The organism is Thermoplasma sp. Kam2015 (assembly GCF_003205235.1).
Taxonomy (GTDB): domain Archaea; phylum Thermoplasmatota; class Thermoplasmata; order Thermoplasmatales; family Thermoplasmataceae; genus Thermoplasma.
Genome location: NZ_QJSM01000003.1, coordinates 21,728 through 40,502, shown reverse-complemented (window position 1 = coordinate 40,502; position 18,775 = coordinate 21,728). Strand labels below are relative to the sequence as shown.

Below are 18,775 nucleotides of genomic sequence, written 5' to 3'. Positions count from 1 at the left end.
TGTTTGGCGTAATCAATATTGTTATCATAATATTTCTTTAATGATCTTCTAAGGGTAATGGGGGATGGCAGTTCATTGTTGTTGGATTTGGCTATCGAGTATGCATTTATTATAGCCTTATTTATTAGATCCCTCATATCCTCTAGATATTTTATAATATTATCATCTGGATTATAATAAAATGAGATGGTTCTTTTATCACCTTTGGATTTCCATAAATGGCTCATTCTTTTAGTGCCCCCAGTATGTTTTTCATTTTATGTGACCTCAATCCATACAGTCTTGTTGAGAACGATGTTATTATGGATATCAAATCCATTGTGAGCCCCTCGTTGGCTGATAATATTTCATTGCCATCTGTTTCTATAATATTTGTATTATGCATTTTGCATATACTTTCTATTAAATCAAAGCCGAATCTTGCCAGTCTATCCTTGTGTGTAATGTAAATATTATTAATCTCATCGTTCTCTATTCTATTCAATAATTCATTGAATCCCTCTCTGTTGAACTTTAATCCTGATCTTATATCTGAATATACAATAGCATCGGGATATGATGATCTTAATCTGTTTATCTGATTGTATAAATCATTCTTCTGGTCATTTGATGATACCCTTGCATATACTGCATCTACTCTATTGTTTTTTATTCCCAATATTCTGTCTATTTCCTTCTTTGGTACTCTCCTGAAATTATTTGATAATCTTATGCAGTGTATTTTTCCTTCACGATCCCATCTCATTAATGTGGTTGCATCTATCTGCAGTATATCGCATGCTTCCCTGATTGTGTATATTTTACCCATATATATTGCATAACAATATATAACTATATATAAATATTCCCATAAACAGTTAAAACCCTCTCATCTCTGAAAGGATCGAGATTCCTGATCTAAAAAAGCGTAGCTGACAACATCGCGATCGAGTATCACACTATCTGGTTATCGTGGAGGATAAAAACCTGGGAGGCTCGTTTATAAATATATCCATTGAGTGTTTCGTGCATCTCCTCCCCGAAGGTGGGAGTTTTACAGATTCCCTCAATATCCTGACTTTTCTATAAAAGCATGTGATCATGGACAACAAGCTTTTCATGCGGTTATTTTCAATTTCACCCCATAGAATTCGAAACCGTGGGAAAGATCGTCAAGATCAGATAATTTTCCATTTAGTAATAGAATTCTCTCTTCTGATACAAGACTTACGGACTTCTCATTTGGAAAGATTTATAAATTGTCTTTCTGTTTTCTTCTCTGTATCCTCCGCAAAAAGCAAGCGGCGTGGTACTTGAGTAGGATCGATGAGATCCGAAAATATGCCTGTGGAGATTTCCGCATTGGGCTTGTACGAAATATATTCATAGAGCCAGATGCCGATCGTTGAGGCAGGAGGATCCGGAGCTCAAGCGATGGGCGGATATATGATGGAGGTGCTGTATGTCTGATGAGGTTTATAGGGAGATAAAGATACAGGATGAAGGCAATGTAAGAATTGTACAGATAAAGAGGGAGAATCCTTTAAATCCCCTCACCATTGATGTCCTGGACGAGGTGGAGAAGGCCATCAGGGAATCTGGGAAAGTTGTTGTTCTGAGGGGAAGTGACCGTGCGTTCTCCGCTGGAGCTGACATAAACAACTTTCTGACGATGGATGACCGGGCCGCCTATCATTTCTCGGATCTGGGCCAGAATGTTATGAACAGCATAGCGACCTATGAAAAACCAGTTATCGCGGCTGTCCATGGCTATGCGCTTGGTGGAGGCTTTGAGCTGGCGCTTGCATGCGATTTTCGCATATCAGACGTTAATACGAAGTATGGATTTCCTGAGGTTGGCCTCGGTATAATGCCCGGTTTCGGCGGAACGCAAAGGATAATAGATCTGGCCGGCCCATCTTATGGAAAATATCTTGCTCTGACCGGGCGTGTGATAGATGAAAAGGAGGCCCTTTCGCATGGAATAGTGAATATGGTATCTGAAAACTATCTTGATGAGGCCATAAAGTTGGCCAGGGATCTGGCGGAAAAACCTGCAGTTTCAGTCAGATATATAAAAGAAGTGATGACCTATACGAGAAGGGAGGGCTACGAGATGGAGAAGGAAAAGTTTGCGCTTACGTTCAGAACAAAGGATGCTAAGGAGGGGCTCACCGCATTCAAGGAAAAGAGGAAACCTGTTTTCAAGGGAGAATAAAATTTTTGATTTATAATTATAAATTTTAATGGAGGAACACTCTTTTTCCTGTGAAGTACATGGGTATTCCGAGCTCGTTGCAGCGTTTTATAACTTCATCATCCCTTATTGATCCGCCTGGCTGGATTATGGCCTTTATTCCAGCATCTGCTGCCACATCGATGCTATCAGGGAACGGGAAGAACGCATCAGAGGCCATCACTGATCCCTTTGAACGATCACCGGCACGCTGCGCAGCTATCCTAACTGCCTCCACCCTTGAGGTCTGACCGGCACCTATACCGGTTGTCACCAGATCCTTCGCGAATACTATAGCATTGCTTCTCGATCTGGCCACCACCTTCCATGCGAACAATAGATCCTCCAGCGATTTCGGATCGGCGGATCTCTCCGTAACTAGCTTGAGGGAAGATGCATCAATGGAGGCATGCATCGGTGTCTGAGCCAGAAATCCTCCCGATACTGACCTTATGCGCAGCCTTGTGTCCCTCTGCCAGTTCACCCTGAGAACACGGAGGTTCTTCTTCTTTCTGAGCAGATCCAGCGCCTTATCTTCGTAGTCCGGAGCAAGAACAACCTCTATGAAGTAAGGCTTCATGGCAGCGGCCAGTTCCTCCGTGACCTTTCTGTTAACTGCTATCACAGAACCGTATGCGCTCTCAGAATCGGCATCCCATGCCTTCCTGAAGGCAGCCACTATGTCGCCGTCTTGCGCCACGCCAGAGGGTGTGTTATGCTTCATGACAACCACTGCAGGATCTTGAAACTCAAGCGCGGTCTCGAAGGCCGAATCAGCATCCAGTATATTATTGTATGAAAGCTCTTTTCCGTTGAGCTTTTCTGCCCCTGCCACACCGACATGCGCACTATTCATGAACAGATATCCTTCCTGATCCGGGTTTTCACCATATCTCAACTTTTCTCCATCATGGCCTATGACAGCGTATGAATCTGGATCCATGCCGAAAACCCTTGAAAGGCCCTCATGTATCTTCGCATCATATTCGGCCATCCTTATGAAGGCCTTCATGGCCATTCTCTTTCTGTATTCTTCCGGTATGGATCCGGAGTTGATCACCTTAGCGGCTGCTGCATAGTCATCAGGAGAAGTCAGTATCAGTATGTTCCTGTAGTTCTTCGCGGCTGCCCTGGTCAGCGAAACGCCGCCAATGTCGATGTTCTCTATCATTTCGTCCTCGCTCTTCATATCAGTACTGAATGGATATAGATTTGATATGACAACATCGAATTTTATCTGGTCTCCATCATTCCTGTCCCTGTATAGAAGGCCGGCGTACAGCATCGGATGAAGCGTCTTTACCCTTCCACCTAGAAGGTCCTCGAAGCCGGTTATCTCAGATGTCTCATGAAGTTTCAGGCCCAAGCCTCCGAGCGATCTGTAGGTACCGGATGTTGCGTATACCAGATCGATCTTGCTCTTTATGCTCGAGAGAAAATCGATCAGGCCAGTCTTGTCATAAACACTTATGAGGAAGTTCATGGGTGTTATTCAACGGAGGGCATAAATATTGTTCTAATTACTAATAGTAATATTATTTTCAGATGCCGTAATATTTGGAATTTGCTTACAAAACATTTAATAAACCATAAATATGGACTATCCAGAGGTTAATTATGGAGAGAAATATCTCAGTCGAGGAGCTGCACCAGATACCGACTCCAAAGAAAGAAGTTGAAATAGTGGAGAGGAAGGGTATCGGGCATCCAGATAGCGTTGCAGACGGTATTGCAGAGGCAGTTAGCAGATCCCTATCAAAATATTACATAGAGCACTACGGTAGGATCCTGCACCACAACACGGATCAGGTTGAGGTCGTCGGCGGGCAGTCGGCACCCAAGTATGGAGGTGGGCTTGTTCTGGAGCCGACTTATATACTTCTCAGTGGAAGGGCAACGACCAAGGTTGGCAATGACCGTGTGCCGTTCAAATCTATAACGATAAAGGCTGCCAGAGACTATCTCAGAGAACATTTCAAGCACCTGGACGTTGACGCAGATGTCATGATAGATTCAAGGATAGGCCAGGGGTCCGTTGATCTTGTGGAGGTCTACGACACAAAGAAGCTTGAGGCCAACGACACATCATTCGGGGTTGGTTTTGCACCTCTGTCAGAAACTGAAAACATGGTTCTGAATACGGAGAAATACCTTAATGGAGAGCTCAAGAAGAAGATGCCCATGGTTGGCTATGATATCAAGGTCATGGGATTCAGGCAGAAGGACACTATAAACCTGACTGTGGCGGCAGCAATGGTGGATAAATACATCCACGATGCCGACGAATACTTCAATATAAAGGATGAACTTAAGCAGCTCGTCCTGGACAACGCTGTTGAATACACCGACAAGGAGGTAAAGGTTTTCATAAATACCGCGGATATAAAGGAAGATGGCAAGGCCGTTGGATATCTTACGGTCACAGGCATGTCCATGGAGAACGGCGATGATGGATCAGTAGGAAGGGGAAACAGAGTCAATGGATTGATAACACCGTACAGGGCCATGAGCATGGAGGCTGCCGCAGGAAAGAACCCGGTCACGCACGTGGGAAAGCTCTATAACGTTCTGTCAAACAAGATAGCGAACGATATAGTGAAGGAGGAAGGCAACGACATCGCTGAAGTACTGGTCAGGATAGTTTCGCAGATAGGTAGGCCCATAGACGATCCACATGTGGCAAGCGTACAGGTCATATATGAGGGGAACGTTGATCATTCAAAGCACAAGAACAACATAAGAAATCTCGTTGACGACAGAATTGCCCACATATCGGATCTGACTATGCAGTTTGTCGAAGGCAAGATCCCTGTATTCTAAGCGGGATGACCACATCTAGGTGGCCAATTTTTTATTTTCAATTTTTATTTTTGGATTTACGCCAAGTTTCTGTAAAATATTATATCGCAGTTGATTTCGATGGCCAAAACATCATAATGTGAAGTCATGGTGATCTATCATTCAGCTGAATCTTCTAAAATTCCTTTCAGTGAATAGCCCTTTGCCTGTGCATCTGATTCAGTACAAGACCGTATCATGATGCAAACACTCTTGTATGAGGCCTGCATAAGCCCGTTCTTATGAATTTTGCAAACTAAATATTAAACATTTCCACCGGAAAAATCCACCCATATCACATCTGAACATCTGAATTTTAAAAACTTCCTCAAACTTCTAACTTTTCAATAAATTGAATGCATTCATATGATGCGCCACATGGTATATGCATTTGAAGAATCGCTGTAATATCCAGGAAGCAATGCCGTTATAACAAATCCATATTTCTTATAGAAGCGTATGGCCTCATCATTATCCGTTCTGACCTCCAGCCGCACACTCAGCATGTTCTCCTCTCTGCACAGCTGAAGGAATCTGTCCATCAACGCGGAACCTACTCCCATTTTCCTGAACCTCTCATCAACCGCAAAGAGAAGTATTCTGGCTTCGGTTCTGGAATACTTTGAGCCCACTATGAAACCAACAACCGTATCCGTTATCGTATACACCATGAATGATTCAGGCCATTCCCTGTGAAGATCCATTATCAGGGACTGGGTATAGAACTCTGTCAGGGAGTTCTGTGCTATCCTGTAGACCTGATCAATATCCTTAGGAGAGAACTCCCTGATGAAGCCAGCCACAGCGTTTATAGCCATATAAACCAGATTTACATATCAAAACAGGCTTAAAACATTTTCCACGGATGGATCATGCGCTGTATTTTTCTCTAGCTTTAAGCGATGAAAAGAAATTGTAGATATCTGAAGCCGGATCGGAAGTCTTCCTGAGATCTGGTATGAATCTCCTGAACTGCCCAGATCTTTTATCAAGTATGACACACGCACCCACGTCATCAGCACTTCTGATGAGCCTCCCTATTTCCTGCCTTATCTTTATGGCCGTTGGGTACACCACGCTGTATTCCCAGCCCTTGCCGTATTTTCTCTCGTAGTAATCAAAGAGTGATCTGTTCAATGCGTCAGGCCTGGGGAATGGGAGACCTGCAAGTATTATCATCTCGAGCTCATTTCCGGGGAAGTTTATACCCTCCGATAATCTGCCTCCGGAGACTGCAAATATGGTACCATTTCCCTTTCTGAATTTTCGAAGCATGGCATAGAGATCCTTCTGATCTATGCCCCTGTATTCCTTCATATGATCAAATGAGACCCTGTTCTCAACCTTATCCATCAGCGAGTATGAAGGAAAATAAACTATGGTGTTTCTCCTGACCTTTGTCACTATCTCTTCTATGATGGTTGCCATCTTGTCCAGTTCTCTTTCATCCAGAGTGTCATACTTGGACGATACACCATCATAGTATGCGATGTACCTGTTTTCCGGCGGAAATATTTCGCCTATCTTCTTGAATGGGATTTCAAAACCAGTTATGTCTGAGTAAAAATCAAAGGGATCGAGCGTACCGGACATGTGTATGGTCTTGGATTCCTTCAGAACCTCCAGGATTCCTGATGGATCGAGGCAAGCTGCCTGGATATACCCAGACTCTTCTGGAGAAAGAATGGCGGCGTATCTTTCCTCATCCTGATCCGAAAACGCAGACAGCCTGCTGGCAACGGATGAGCAGTAACTGAACGGTACCTTGCCCACCTTTTCCTTCTCATTTTCAACGTACTCTCCGAAAAGATAGAGATAGTTGAAGAGAGAACGTATCTCCCTTTCTCCCTTCTTGTTCATTATCATCATGTACTCCATGAATTCCTGGAATCTGATCCTGACGTCCCCCTTCTGGCATCTCTCGCTCACCATGCTCTGAAGGGCGCTTCTTACCATCTCTATGAGATCAGATACATGTATCTTCTGTGAAAGTTCTGGATCGCCGTAGGCCTGTGCCTCCTTGTCGGCCCTGTTGAGCGATTCAATGGATATCCTGAACGATCCTATTGATCGGCCTATATCCGGAAGATTGTGCGCCTCGTCGAGGATGATCACGAGCTGGTTTCTTGATACACCCCAGTGGCTGAGAAACTTTTCAGCTATGTTTCTGTTGAGAAAATAAGCATACGGCGCCACAACAATCTCTGCATCAGGCAGTGCTGCCTTCATGCTCTCGTACGGGCAAACGTTGTTTCTTTCTCCGTATTCATAGAACTCCTCTGCGGTTGGGAGTTCTTCGAATATATATCTCTTAGTTTCGTCCGATCTTATCTTGAAGTTGAAATATGGGCAGGCAGATTCGTTGCCCGCCATGACCTCGCGTTTCTTCATGTTGCAGAATTTGGCCAGCGATTCTGCATTTATCTCATGGAGATCCTCGATCATATGGTAGAGTATGCACATGTTAACTCTACCCTGCATCGGTATAGCCCTGACCTTTGTCGCAGAAGAAATCGCGCGAAGCTCTCTGATGACCTGTTCCTCTTGAGAATTTGTGCGCACGAGATACAGGATCTTCAGCTTCCTTTCGCTGGCATATTTCAGAGCAGATCTAAGAGCCATTATGGTCTTTCCAGATCCTGTTGGCGATTCCAACGCCACGCCATAATGATCCTGGAGTGATTTACCGAGGAAATCTATGGCCTCTGCCTGATACTGCCTGTTCTCGTACATTGTCCGCTGAAATATGCTATGCTGGTTAATTAACATGACCTCCGAAATCGTCTCAATGAGGTTCCGGCCTCATAACACCCAGAGATGATGTTGATCATCTGTGGCCTGCATAATTCAATATGGAAACCTTTTTTTCTTACAAGCCCATAGCCCTTATGATATTATATGGTTGGACTTGAAGAGGATCTACTGAGAGTTGGCGCGATAAAATTCGGTGATTTTGTATTAACATCTGGAAAAAGATCCACATATTATGTTGACATAAAGGAGGCGGCGACAGACCCATCTCTGCTGAAAAATATAGCATCTGAATTTTCTACCATGATAAGATCAAAGAAGATAGCTGGCATGGAACTCGGTGCCGTTCCGCTTGTTGTCGCAACGGCCCTGCAGCTTTCTGTACCCTACATAATCGTGAGGAAGGAACGATCGCATGGAACCATGAGCCTCCTTGTTGGAAAGCTTGAAAAGGGGGAGGAGATAGATGTCATAGAGGACGTTGTCACCACAGGAAATTCTGTGCTGAAGGCTGTGCAGACACTGCGTGAAAATGGCGCGATTGTTAAGCGCGCTTTCTGCGTCGTTGACAGGGAGGAAGGCGGATCCGAACTTCTCAGGGAAAACGGCATAGAACTCAAACCCATAATAAAGATATCTCAGGTCAGAGGGTTCAGAAGATAGATCCTGGCAAGGAACAGCGTAATCTTGAGGACGATATGTTATTTCAAATATTCCATCGCCAGATGTCATTACCTCAATTCTAAGCCTATTGCCATTCAGCGATTGCCTAAGGATCCGGATGGATTTAGCATACGTTCATGAAAGTACGTCGTCAATCCTATCCATTTCTATCGGCGTTGTATCTTTTCCCACAAGCACCCCCTTCGAATTTGCCACTATCGAGGCGCCCACATAGATGCTTCCGAAATTTGCCGTTCCTGATTTTACGGACACTTTGAAGAAATCCTTGAGAAACTCAAGTTCGTCCTCATCGGTTTCCGGATTGACGAGCATACCCTTGGAGGTGAGTATACCGGCTGAACCAACGGTCAGGATATTTCCTATTGTCGTCCGTATTGTTTCCACGCCAAGCGTGTCTTCTATCTCCTTCCTGGATCTGTTGCTGAAATTTTTATGGATTATTGCGCCGTGATCGTTGGCTATAATGTCGTTTCCAATGGCGTTTATCTTGTCCTTCAACTGTAACACGTTCCTGCCGTCGAGATCTCCAAGGCCAGCTATCTCTGAGCCATAGGGTACGATGAGGCCGTTTGAGTTCATCACCATCATCGTTCCTATCAGGCTGGAGTTATCTATGCTTATTTTCCTGACGTCGACCTGCAGGACTTCCTGAAAATCGGCCACAGTCTTATCATCGGCCATCATTGTGATGAAGGCAACGTCATCCCAAGCCTTGGCATATATACCGATAAAGTTACTTCTAAGCACTGACGTCTTCCTTATCACAACACATCACCGCAGACTGTGAATACAAAAAATGATTGAACCGGAATCAAGGCATTATGATTTCGGTGGTTCCCTCTTCTAATTTTATTACCTTCACCGATAACTTTGATGGGATATGTTCCCTTCCTCTTTCCCATATCTTTTCACTTACTTTCGGGTCGATCCATATCTTCGACTCATCGATCTTCATCTTTCTGGAGATAAAATTTCTGAGTACAGATACAGCAGTATCCGCTCTCCTCTTCCTTGAAGAGGCTTTTGCATCCCTAAGTGGGACGTTTATTATGACCTCCTGAGTGACCGTTTCATCCGCCATTTCATTCACCTCATATCTTTAGACTGCCGCGTCTCCAGTTTCTTCGCAGCGGATTCTGCGTTACTTTCCTGGCGGTCTTCATCATGACCCAGCCAGGAACTCTTCTGTTCTGCTTTACCTTCTTCATCAATCGTATCTTTCTTCCAAGTTCCTTGTTCCGGCTCATTTGCTTCTCCTCTCTATCCTTGGTTCTCTCTTATTTTCGGTAAGCTTACTTAATATATCAATTATATCCCTTTCTGTCAGCATGCGGTTGATCCTTCCCATGCTGGCAAGCTGTATGAGCTGATTTTCGACATTATCGGCCAGATCGGGTCTAACAAGCCTCACGTTGTTAAGACGCTCCCTTGCAGATGGATCGAGTATCTGTCTCAGTATCTGCTGACGCCTGGCCTTCTCTGCCTCTCTCTGTTTCTCCTGCTCCTCACGCATCTGTTCCTGCATGGCCTGCCTTTGCATGCTCTCTAATTGCTGTCTTCTTATTCTTTCAAGTTCCTCGTCATCATCCATATCCATCACTTTCGGATGAGATGCCATGTTTCATCAGCAAGATCACGGATATACCACCTGAAGATATATCCGCCAAGCAATCATATCCACTATGTTACCTATCTCCATTTAACTTATAAGTGTTTTGCACAGGCATTGGCGCACTCAATACGCCAGATCCAATCATCTGCTTCAGATGAACTTCTGAAACGCTGGATCTTTCTCTGCAAGCTGCTTTATTATGTCCTTGCTTGCGTTATCCAGCAGGGACATGCCTTCAGGAGATAGTGATCTGCCCTTCGGAGTCTTCTGCACATACCCGGCCTTCTCCAGTTCATGGAACAGATATCTCACTATGGATCTGCTTCCCTGAGATGCATGATATCTCTTCGATCCTCTGTCTACCTTGCCACCGTATTCGCTGCTCATTCTGGATATACCTAGATTTCCATTTATGTAAAGTTTTCTCAGCATTGCGGCAGCGCGTACATAGATCCAGTCCCTGTTAACCGGTGATTTTTCACGGCTTATACCGGTCTTGACATATTTGGACCAGTCTGGCTCTGCTATCTTCTTTTCGTTCTTTAACTTCTCAGAGACGTAATTGATCAACAGATCGCTTGGAACGTATTTGACACTAACCATATTACCACAGGATGTGGGGCATATTTAAACTTGATTAATAATGTTTTCGTCATGCGGATATCTTCGTTCTCTTGGAATGCTGAAATTCTTTCCAACAATTTTGAAGGAAAACGGATGAATGAGAGATAAAAACCTGAAAATGGATATGACTGAATATCATTTTCTTGATCCGCTTCCGACGGATCTCTTAAAATCCCTCTCTCCGGATATGTCCTCAAGAGTCCTTCCAGATGTTTCTGGCAGGAAAAATAGGGTCAACAATGCTCCAAGTAGTGATATGCCCGCAAGGATCAGAAACAGATTATTCTCACCGAACGCTGCGAAGATCACAACGTTGAGGGCAGTGCCTATGAATGCACCCAGCTTTCCACCTGCAGACGAAAGCCCTGATCCCATGCCTCTCAATGCAGTCGGGAACATCTCAGGGCTGTAGATGAACGTGGTAACGTTAGGACCAAATTCCGTGAAAAAGTAGCTGAGCCCATATATTATCATGAACCAGACTATGTAAGAATCGGCGTATATGAATTTGAGCAATCCCAGAACGAGATATGATATGGCCATCATTGAGAATCCCAGTATCTGCAGTGGCTTTCTGCCTATTCTGTCCACGGTGAATGTAGCGACCCAGTACCCAGGAAGCGCTGAAACGGCGAAGATTATAAGCGAATATAAAGTTGTGATCTGCACCTTTGCAACTCCACCGATGTATGCTGGCACGATGGCAGAGAGCATCTGGTGGCTCATTATTGAGTTCCCATAAAAAGCCCAGTCAAGAGCAAACCACGCTCCTGCGGTTCCTATCAGCGTCATCAGGAACTGACGCTCCGTAAACATTTCTTTCCAGCTTATCTTCTCTGTGATGACCTCATCCGGTGCGGTGGTTATTCTTGAATTTCCAGATATCCTCTCAATGACCTTCTTTGCAGAGGATACGTCGCCAGAAACATTTATTGAGTACCTCGGGGTTTCACCAATGGTTCTTCGTCCATAGAGCACTATGGCTGCAGGTATTGCTCCGATCATGAGCAGCAGCCTCCAGACAAGATCCATATCCGGTATGTATCTTATCATCAACAGCGCCATTATCGGCCCAAAAACAAGACCAAAGCCCTGCATGGAAAAGACCATACCTATAAGCTGCCCCCTGTTCTTTGCATTTGAAAACTCAGCCATTATGGTTGAACTGCCGGCATAATCACCGCCAATTCCAAGACCCAGTATAAACCTCCAGATCAGGAGATAAATGACGCCATTCACCGGAACGAGAAACGCGCTGCCTATGGCGCCGATGATGAGCAGCATGAGTTCAAAACCGTAGACCCTGCTACGCCCCAGCGCGTCCAGAAGCCTGCCGAAGGTAAAAGCACCGATGACCGAAGCCAGAAGTGAAACCGAAGATATGAGGGACACGTAGGCTGTCGTCAGATGATTCCAGCCTGCAAGCGGAAGAAGAGTAACAACAGTACCTATGATGAAAAGATCATAGGCATCGGTGAAAAATCCCATTCCAGAGATGATCCAAGCCTTTAGATGAAATTTACCAACATTTGAATTATCAAGCTGCTGCAATAGCCCTTGTGCCATCTCTGTTTCCTCAGATCAACTGAGATATTCCTAAGATATAGTTAAGGGTCATCTAAATATAATATATAGATATATATTCTCATATTTTCCATTTTTATCACGCAATGGGCTTAACATATAGGCATTTTTCCTTAACGGCAGGAAAATTCATGGATATTCAAAGAAAAACCTCCGGTTCGTTCATAACATCTGAATACCTGAATATAGGCCCTGATTCGCACACATACCACTGCCCTATATTGCAGTGCCCGCAAACTCCAATTCCGCATTCCATCCGGCGTTCAAGGGATAGGTAGATGTTTTCAGGACTGAACCCATGCTTGATCAGCTCCTGGACAGAGAACTTCATCATTATTGGCGGACCTATCACAAATGCCGATCCATTTTTGTACCGCTCTACTCCAGGTATGAGCGTAGTAACCACTCCAACATTGCCCTTCCATGATGGATCTCCGTTATCAACGGTTATTCTAAAGTCAAGTTCCTTTTTCCATGCCTCTATTTCATTCTTGTAGACTATATCCTTAGGAGATCTGGCTCCATAGAGAACCGTGAGATCGCCCAGGTTACCCTCGGATTCCATATCTTCAATCAGCGCCTTTATGGGTGGAATTCCTATGCCACCTGCAATGGCAACGATATGATCAGCGCCCTTCCAGGGCCACGCATTTCCATATGGGCCTCTAAGGCCTATCGCAGAGTCTCGATGATCCATTATATATTTCGTTACGGATCCTACCGCTTTGATTGAGAATGTGAGGGGATTTCCGAAGCCTGATGCAACTGATATGGGTGATTCGCCGACGCCATCAACAGACAGCATGTAGAACTGCCCAGCATGGGACATGGTTCTCTTCGAGAACACTATTGTGTATGTGTCATCCGTCTCCATTCTGAACCTTATCGGTTTCATCTTTTCCGGCAGATATTCATTCTTTATCGTAATCATGCGTTATCACCTCCTTTATATCTATGTCCACAGGACAGTCATCAACGCATCTGTTGCAGCCGGTGCAAAGATACTCGCCCTTGGAAAGTTTGTAATATTTGAACTTGTGATAAAACCTCTGCCTGAGCCGATCTGATAGATCCGGCCTAACATTTCCTGCGGCGGTCCTCGTGAATCCTTCCAGTATGCACGAATCCCACTCCTTCTTCCTGCCGGTTTCATCGTCATAGACATCGATGCAGTAGCAAGTGGGGCATGAGTAGTTGCATGCGCCACAGGATATGCAGTAATTCGCAAACTCCGTCCAGAGCTTTGAAGACCACTTCATCCTCTTCTCAATGCCGTTCAGTTCGATCTTTCCGTACTTCCTGTTGAATTCTTCGGAGTGCTTTACGAAGACGTCCTGATCCAGAGCTGGCCTGAAGCCTGCAAGATATCCTTCATATCGTGGATCCGCCTCAACAAAGTATGATTGGCCTATGTGGAGTACCTGTATATCATAGTCATCAAGCACAGGCCCACCGAATGAGGTGCAGAAGCCGCCAGGGCACTTCTCTGTGCATACAAAGTTGATGAACAGCGTATTCTGTCTCCTGACAGTATAAAAAGGATCCTTGTTCAGTATCTGCAGATCCATCAGGTAAAATCCGCGCAGATCGCAGCTCTTCACACCGAACACAGCCTTCTTTTCCACCCTCGGAATCTCAAGTATATTCTCCGATCTCTTTATCAGAAAATCCTTCGGCGAATAGCTGCTCTTTTTCTCCGATACCTCGCTGAATGATGATATCTTAGAGAATACGACCTCACCAAGTTCTTCCTTTGATCCAAATACATCGTACTCTTCCCCTATCTTCTGAAGCAGTCTCTCCATATCCTTTTCGGTGAGCTCGTATATCATGCGATCACCCTAACCGCAACTACCTTGAATTCCGGTATCTTGGAATATGGATCCAGGTTTTCTCCCACCAGTAGATTTACCCTGGCCTCCTTGAAATGGAATGGTACAAACACTATCCCGTCCGGTATCTTGGAGGTCACCATAGCAGGCAGCCTTATGGATCCATGCCTAGATTCCACCGTTATACTCTGTCCATTCCTTATAGACAGCTTCTTTGCGTCATTGACACTTATCTCCACATACGGATTCGGAGATTCCCTTTCTAGTATATCACTGCGCCTCGTCATAGTGCCTGAATGCCAGTGGTAATAATTCCTTCCAGTGGTGAGGATGAATGGATACTGATCGTCTGGCGTTTCAGATGGTGGCTTGTACGGGATAGCCATGAATCTGCCCAGCCCCCTTGTGAACCTCTCCACATGCAGTATTTCAGTCCCTTCTGGATGCTGATCGTTTATCGGCCACTGCTTTCCGTCAGGATAGAGGTTTTCATACTTGGCTCCAGAGTAGTTTGGAATTGCCACCCTGATCTCGTTGAATATTTCCTCCGGAGACCTGTACGCCTCACGATGGAACAGCCTTGAATAGAGCTGGCTCAGTATCCACCAGTCTGGTTTTGCATCTCCCGGCGGATCCTTCACAGCAACCACCCTCTGAATCCTCCGTTCAGTGTTTGTGAATGTGCCATCCTTTTCAAGTGCCGAGGATGCCGGAAGGATGACATGTGCGAATTTTGCCGTCTCCGTCATGAATATATCCTGAACGACAAACAGATCTAGGTTTTTTAGGCCCTTTTCAACATCAGACAGATTCGCTTCTGTTATCACTGGGTTTTCACCCATGAGATATATCGCCTTAACCCTCCCGTCTATGGCCGCATCGAACATCTCTGAGAGCATGAGACCGATATTTCTTGGAAGTTTGGCACCCCATATCTTTTCAAACCTTTCAACCCCATCCGAATCTGCCGGAATGTATCCGGGGTAAAATTCCGAAAGGGCGCCCATATCACTTGACCCCTGGACATTGTTCTGGCCTCTAAGCGGAAAGATGCCTGACCCGTATCGGCCTATGTTTCCGGTCATAAGAGCCAGATTTGAGACGCTCATGACATTTTCAGTACCGTGTATATGCTGAGTTATGCCCATACCATAGAGTATGGCCGATGGCCTGTTCCCAGCATATAGTTCTGCTGCTTTCTCCAAAAGATCGGGAGATACTCCGGTGATCTGTTCGGTTATCTCAGGCGGGTACTTCTCAATCTCGGCGGCAAAGGCATCAAAATCGGTCGTCCTTGTTCTGATGAACTCGGAATCAATGAGATTCTCCTTGAGTATGACAAACATCATGGAGTTCAGGAGCGCCACGTCGGATCCTGGCCTGAACTGGAGAAAAACGTCCGCTATGGAGGCGAGCTTCGTTCTCCTTGGATCGGCGACGATCAGCTTCTTGCCAGCCTTTTTCTGCCTTATTATCGTTGTGCCTATTATTGGATGCTGCTCCGTTGTGTTTGATCCTATAACAAAGAAGGTTTCGGTGGACTTCAAGCTCTTTATGGAACCTGTCGCCGCGGCTGTCCCAAGCGTACGTATGAGTCCTGCAACGGTAGAGCTGTGGCAGCTTCTTGCGCAGTGATCCACATTGTTTGTTCCCATCATGCGTGCTATCTTCTGGATCAGATAGTTCTCCTCATTCGTACACTTCGCTGATGCCTGAAACGCTATGGAATCCGGACCATATTTATCCCTGATCTCGGTGAGCCTCCTTGCCACGTAATCCAATGCTTCGTCCCAGCTCACCTCTGTCCATACATCCCCTCTCCTGATCATGGGAGAGGTTATCCTGTCGCGTGACCCTGCATAGGAAAGCCCCTGATATCCCTTGATGCATAGCTTTCCCTCATTCACGACGGATCTTGTATAACCATGCACAGTGTAATGATCCCCTGAATAATCGACCTCTATCTGACATCCTGTCCCGCAGTAAGGACAGATTGTTAGAGTCATGATTATAATATTCCATCTTGTCTTAAATAAATTTGCCATACAATCTCGGCAAATTCAATATTATGCGTAGTTATTATCACATGATAGTTAATTTATATCTATAACAATTTATAAAAAATGCACGTAGATCACAGATCTATCTGCATCTGTTTGAACAATACAATTAAGATCATGAAGATGCGACATGGCCATCATCATATGTGAAAAAACGCTGAATATACCGCTTTTGGAGTAGATTGAAAAATTTAATTAACGAGTCTGTGTTTATCTATAATGCAGTACATAGTTGTGACTGGTGGAGTTATATCTGGTCTCGGAAAAGGTACAATTACCTCCAGCATCGGTCATATTTTGAAGGATTCCGGTATAAAGGTATCCGCAGTTAAGATTGATCCATACATAAATTATGATGCAGGCACGATGAATCCTTACCAGCACGGTGAGGTCTTTGTTCTTGATGATGGGGGTGAAGTTGATCTCGATCTGGGCAACTACGAGCGTTTCATGAACATCAACCTCACGAAGAACAACAACATAACAACGGGCAAGGTTTACCTTGAGGTCATACAGAAGGAAAGGCATGGAGACTATCTGGGGAAGACAGTACAGATCATACCGCACATAACGGATGAGATAAAACGGAGGATAAGGGACGTGGCGAAATCCAGCGGTGCTGACATAGTTCTCATAGAGGTTGGCGGCACTGTTGGTGATATAGAATCTATGCCTTTTCTTGAGGCTCTGAGACAGCTCAAGCGCGAGGAATCGAATGTTGTCTTCGCCCATGTTACGCTCGTTCCTGAGATAGGTCCAACCATGGAGCAGAAGACAAAGCCAACCCAGCACAGTGTTAAATCGCTAAGAGAAATAGGCATTCAGCCAGATATAATATTTGCAAGATCAAAGAGGAGGCTGACCGATGAAACAAAGGCGAGGATATCGCTCTTTACAGATGTGCCTGTTGAGGGTATTATAAGCGTGAGCGATGTGGAAAATGTATACCTCCTGCCACAGATCATGGTGAAGGAAGGCCTGATAACGAGGCTCTCAAAGCTCCTGAACATGGATATAAACTACAGGGACTCTTGGTCGGAATACACAGAGAACATAAGGAATCCCAGAGAAAGGGTAAAGATAGCCATCGTCGGCAAGTATGTGGATCTGCATGATGCGTATATCAGCCACAAGGAAGCTTTCTCGCATGTGACTGGCAATACAGGCATTGCAGTTGACATAATGTGGATCGACTCCGAAACGGTAAGGTACGATCAGAGCGTTCTGGCTGAAGCGGACGCCATTCTGATACCTGGAGGATTCGGATACAGGGGGGTGGAGGGGAAGATAGCGGCCACAAAGTACGCTCTGGATAATGGTATTCCATTCCTTGGAATATGCCTTGGTTTCCAGGTGGCTGTGATCGCAGTGGCAAGATACGTTCTTGGTCTTGAAGGCGCCAACAGCACCGAATTTGATGAGAAGACAAAATATCCTGTCGTGGACATACTGCCAGAACAGAAGGGCATAAAGGATCTGGGTGGTACGATGCGCCTCGGATCAAAGAAGGTCATAATAAAGAAGGGTACCCTGGCGCACAGGATATACGGGACAGACGTCATATACGAGAGGCACAGGCACAGATACGAGGTCAATCCAGATTATATCGACATGATCGAAAAGGCCGGTTTCCGGTTCTCGGCGACAGATGATGAGGGTATGAGAATGGAGATCCTGGAGAAAAACGGTGATGATAGCTTCATAGCCACGCAATACCACAGTGAATTCAAATCAAGACCGCTTGATCCATCAAAGGTCCATCTGCATCTTGTGGAACAGGCGTTGATTTATAAGCAGAGAAGGATCAGGGAAAAACATGAAGGATACGCTACAGCAGCTAGTGGTCAAAGTCAATAAGAAGTTTGAGAATGATCCAAAATACAGGGAAAAACTCAAGTCCCTGAGCAGGAGCATAAACCTGGAGTTCGATGGCAAGGATAACTACCACTTCTATCTCAAAGACTCGCATCTAAGCGATGTTGAGGAGGGAAAGATAGAGGCGGACATCAATGTGATGGTTTCATCGGATGTGTTCAATAAGATACTTGCCAAGGAGATAGATCCGCTTACGGCCTACCTGACCAAGCAGATAAGGATAAAGGCTTCGCTCATGGATAAACTGCTCATATCTGATCTTCTGAAGTAATCCATATTCTCCAACAATTTTTTTCTGTGCGGGTTTACGATATCGTAGAAACTGGCTATTTGCAGTCTCGGATGTGCACGAAATTTGCCTCAGATCTAAAGTACGATCTTACAATGACAGGAAAGTTTATTGATAATTTTGCACTGATCTATGTGGAATCAGCTCATTTAAGGTGGCAACATGATGTCGATCGGTGGGGCTGGTGAACTTTCACTTCAGATCTGAGAAGACGCCTTTGGCGCAATATCCACGATCATCTGATATACCCCATGCATCTTTGCATCGTGGCGATAAGAAGATCCGTCGGGATTAAAATAATGGATGTGATGTTAAAATATGTCTGGATGCATAAAAGTGATGATATCTGGGCACGTTGAATACAGGTGTCCTTTGTGCGATTCAGTATTCAAGACCGAGGAAGAATGCCTG

At 45.0% G+C, this 18,775-nt stretch carries 19 protein-coding genes; 5 read left to right on the top strand and 14 right to left on the bottom strand.

Annotated features, from left to right (window positions below):
- On the bottom strand, window positions 1–227 hold a 227-nt coding region (locus tag DMB44_RS09520; protein WP_237265185.1), incomplete at its 3' end, for a hypothetical protein.
- The gene (locus tag DMB44_RS00275) at window positions 224–808 is read right to left on the bottom strand and encodes an IS607 family transposase (RefSeq protein WP_110640066.1); all 585 of its coding nucleotides are present in this window, start codon (window positions 806–808) and stop codon (window positions 224–226) included. The genes DMB44_RS09520 and DMB44_RS00275, both read right to left, overlap by 4 nt.
- 633 nt (window positions 809–1,441) lie before the next feature.
- Here DMB44_RS00275 and DMB44_RS00270 point away from each other — a divergent pair.
- Window positions 1,442–2,197: an enoyl-CoA hydratase/isomerase family protein gene (locus tag DMB44_RS00270; RefSeq protein ID WP_110640065.1), complete on the top strand. Its 756-nt coding sequence runs from the start codon at window positions 1,442–1,444 to the stop codon at window positions 2,195–2,197.
- Window positions 2,198–2,222: 25 nt separating this feature from the next.
- Here the strand turns inward: DMB44_RS00270 and purH are convergent, their stop codons facing one another.
- Window positions 2,223–3,698, bottom strand: a complete 1,476-nt coding sequence (gene purH / locus DMB44_RS00265; protein ID WP_110640064.1) for a bifunctional phosphoribosylaminoimidazolecarboxamide formyltransferase/IMP cyclohydrolase — start codon at window positions 3,696–3,698, stop codon at window positions 2,223–2,225.
- A gap of 134 nt (window positions 3,699–3,832) precedes the next feature.
- On the opposite strand from purH, the gene DMB44_RS00260 reads away from it, so the two are divergent.
- On the top strand, window positions 3,833–5,035 hold the full coding sequence (locus DMB44_RS00260; RefSeq protein ID WP_110640063.1) for a methionine adenosyltransferase: 1,203 nt from the start codon (window positions 3,833–3,835) through the stop codon (window positions 5,033–5,035).
- A 380-nt stretch (window positions 5,036–5,415) separates the two neighbouring features.
- Here DMB44_RS00260 and rimI read toward each other — a convergent pair whose 3' ends face one another.
- Window positions 5,416–5,871, bottom strand: coding sequence for a ribosomal protein S18-alanine N-acetyltransferase (gene rimI, locus DMB44_RS00255; RefSeq protein WP_110640062.1), 456 nt, complete (start codon window positions 5,869–5,871; stop codon window positions 5,416–5,418).
- A gap of 52 nt (window positions 5,872–5,923) precedes the next feature.
- A complete protein-coding gene (locus DMB44_RS00250) occupies window positions 5,924–7,786 on the bottom strand; it encodes an ATP-dependent DNA helicase (RefSeq protein WP_110640061.1) in 1,863 nt (620 codons plus the stop codon).
- Between the two features lie 165 nt (window positions 7,787–7,951).
- Here DMB44_RS00250 and pyrE point away from each other — a divergent pair, with 165 nt between their 5' ends.
- Entirely contained in the window at window positions 7,952–8,467 is a 516-nt protein-coding gene (gene pyrE, locus DMB44_RS00245) for an orotate phosphoribosyltransferase (protein WP_110640060.1), read from the top strand.
- Window positions 8,468–8,602: 135 nt separating this feature from the next.
- On the opposite strand, the gene DMB44_RS00240 is transcribed toward pyrE, so the two are convergent.
- The 9 genes from DMB44_RS00240 to fdhF form a co-directional block, all read right to left on the bottom strand.
- The gene (locus tag DMB44_RS00240; RefSeq protein WP_110640059.1) at window positions 8,603–9,253 is read right to left on the bottom strand and encodes a translation initiation factor IF-6; all 651 of its coding nucleotides are present in this window, start codon (window positions 9,251–9,253) and stop codon (window positions 8,603–8,605) included.
- A 46-nt stretch (window positions 9,254–9,299) separates the two neighbouring features.
- Window positions 9,300–9,569, bottom strand: a complete 270-nt coding sequence (locus DMB44_RS00235) for a 50S ribosomal protein L31e (protein WP_110640072.1) — start codon at window positions 9,567–9,569, stop codon at window positions 9,300–9,302.
- Between the two features lie 10 nt (window positions 9,570–9,579).
- A complete protein-coding gene (locus tag DMB44_RS00230; RefSeq protein WP_110640058.1) occupies window positions 9,580–9,735 on the bottom strand; it encodes a 50S ribosomal protein L39e in 156 nt (51 codons plus the stop codon).
- A complete protein-coding gene (locus DMB44_RS00225) occupies window positions 9,732–10,079 on the bottom strand; it encodes a DNA-binding protein (protein WP_110640071.1) in 348 nt (115 codons plus the stop codon). Before DMB44_RS00225 ends, DMB44_RS00230 begins: the two co-directional genes overlap by 4 nt.
- Window positions 10,080–10,250: 171 nt before the next feature.
- Window positions 10,251–10,703 carry a 30S ribosomal protein S19e gene (locus DMB44_RS00220; protein ID WP_110640057.1) on the bottom strand — a complete coding sequence of 151 codons (453 nt, stop codon included), beginning with the start codon at window positions 10,701–10,703 and terminating at the stop codon, window positions 10,251–10,253.
- Window positions 10,704–10,859: 156 nt separating this feature from the next.
- Window positions 10,860–12,290, bottom strand: a complete 1,431-nt coding sequence (locus DMB44_RS00215; protein ID WP_110640056.1) for an MFS transporter — start codon at window positions 12,288–12,290, stop codon at window positions 10,860–10,862.
- A 157-nt stretch (window positions 12,291–12,447) separates the two neighbouring features.
- Window positions 12,448–13,239 carry an FAD/NAD(P)-binding protein gene (locus tag DMB44_RS00210; protein WP_237265184.1) on the bottom strand — a complete coding sequence of 264 codons (792 nt, stop codon included), beginning with the start codon at window positions 13,237–13,239 and terminating at the stop codon, window positions 12,448–12,450.
- Window positions 13,220–14,140 (bottom strand): 4Fe-4S dicluster domain-containing protein, encoded by a 921-nt coding sequence (locus tag DMB44_RS00205; RefSeq protein WP_110640055.1) that lies wholly within the window; start codon window positions 14,138–14,140, stop codon window positions 13,220–13,222. Before DMB44_RS00205 ends, DMB44_RS00210 begins: the two co-directional genes overlap by 20 nt.
- A complete protein-coding gene (gene fdhF, locus DMB44_RS00200; protein WP_110640054.1) occupies window positions 14,137–16,146 on the bottom strand; it encodes a formate dehydrogenase subunit alpha in 2,010 nt (669 codons plus the stop codon). Before fdhF ends, DMB44_RS00205 begins: the two co-directional genes overlap by 4 nt.
- Window positions 16,147–16,416: 270 nt before the next feature.
- Here fdhF and pyrG point away from each other — a divergent pair, with 270 nt between their 5' ends.
- Together pyrG and DMB44_RS00190 are read left to right on the top strand one after the other, a co-directional pair.
- Window positions 16,417–18,057 carry a glutamine hydrolyzing CTP synthase gene (gene pyrG, locus DMB44_RS00195; RefSeq protein ID WP_369907606.1) on the top strand — a complete coding sequence of 547 codons (1,641 nt, stop codon included), beginning with the start codon at window positions 16,417–16,419 and terminating at the stop codon, window positions 18,055–18,057.
- Window positions 18,017–18,346, top strand: coding sequence for an SCP2 sterol-binding domain-containing protein (locus tag DMB44_RS00190; protein ID WP_110640052.1), 330 nt, complete (start codon window positions 18,017–18,019; stop codon window positions 18,344–18,346). The genes pyrG and DMB44_RS00190 overlap by 41 nt, the downstream gene beginning before the upstream one ends.
- Window positions 18,347–18,775 lie beyond the last annotated feature (429 nt).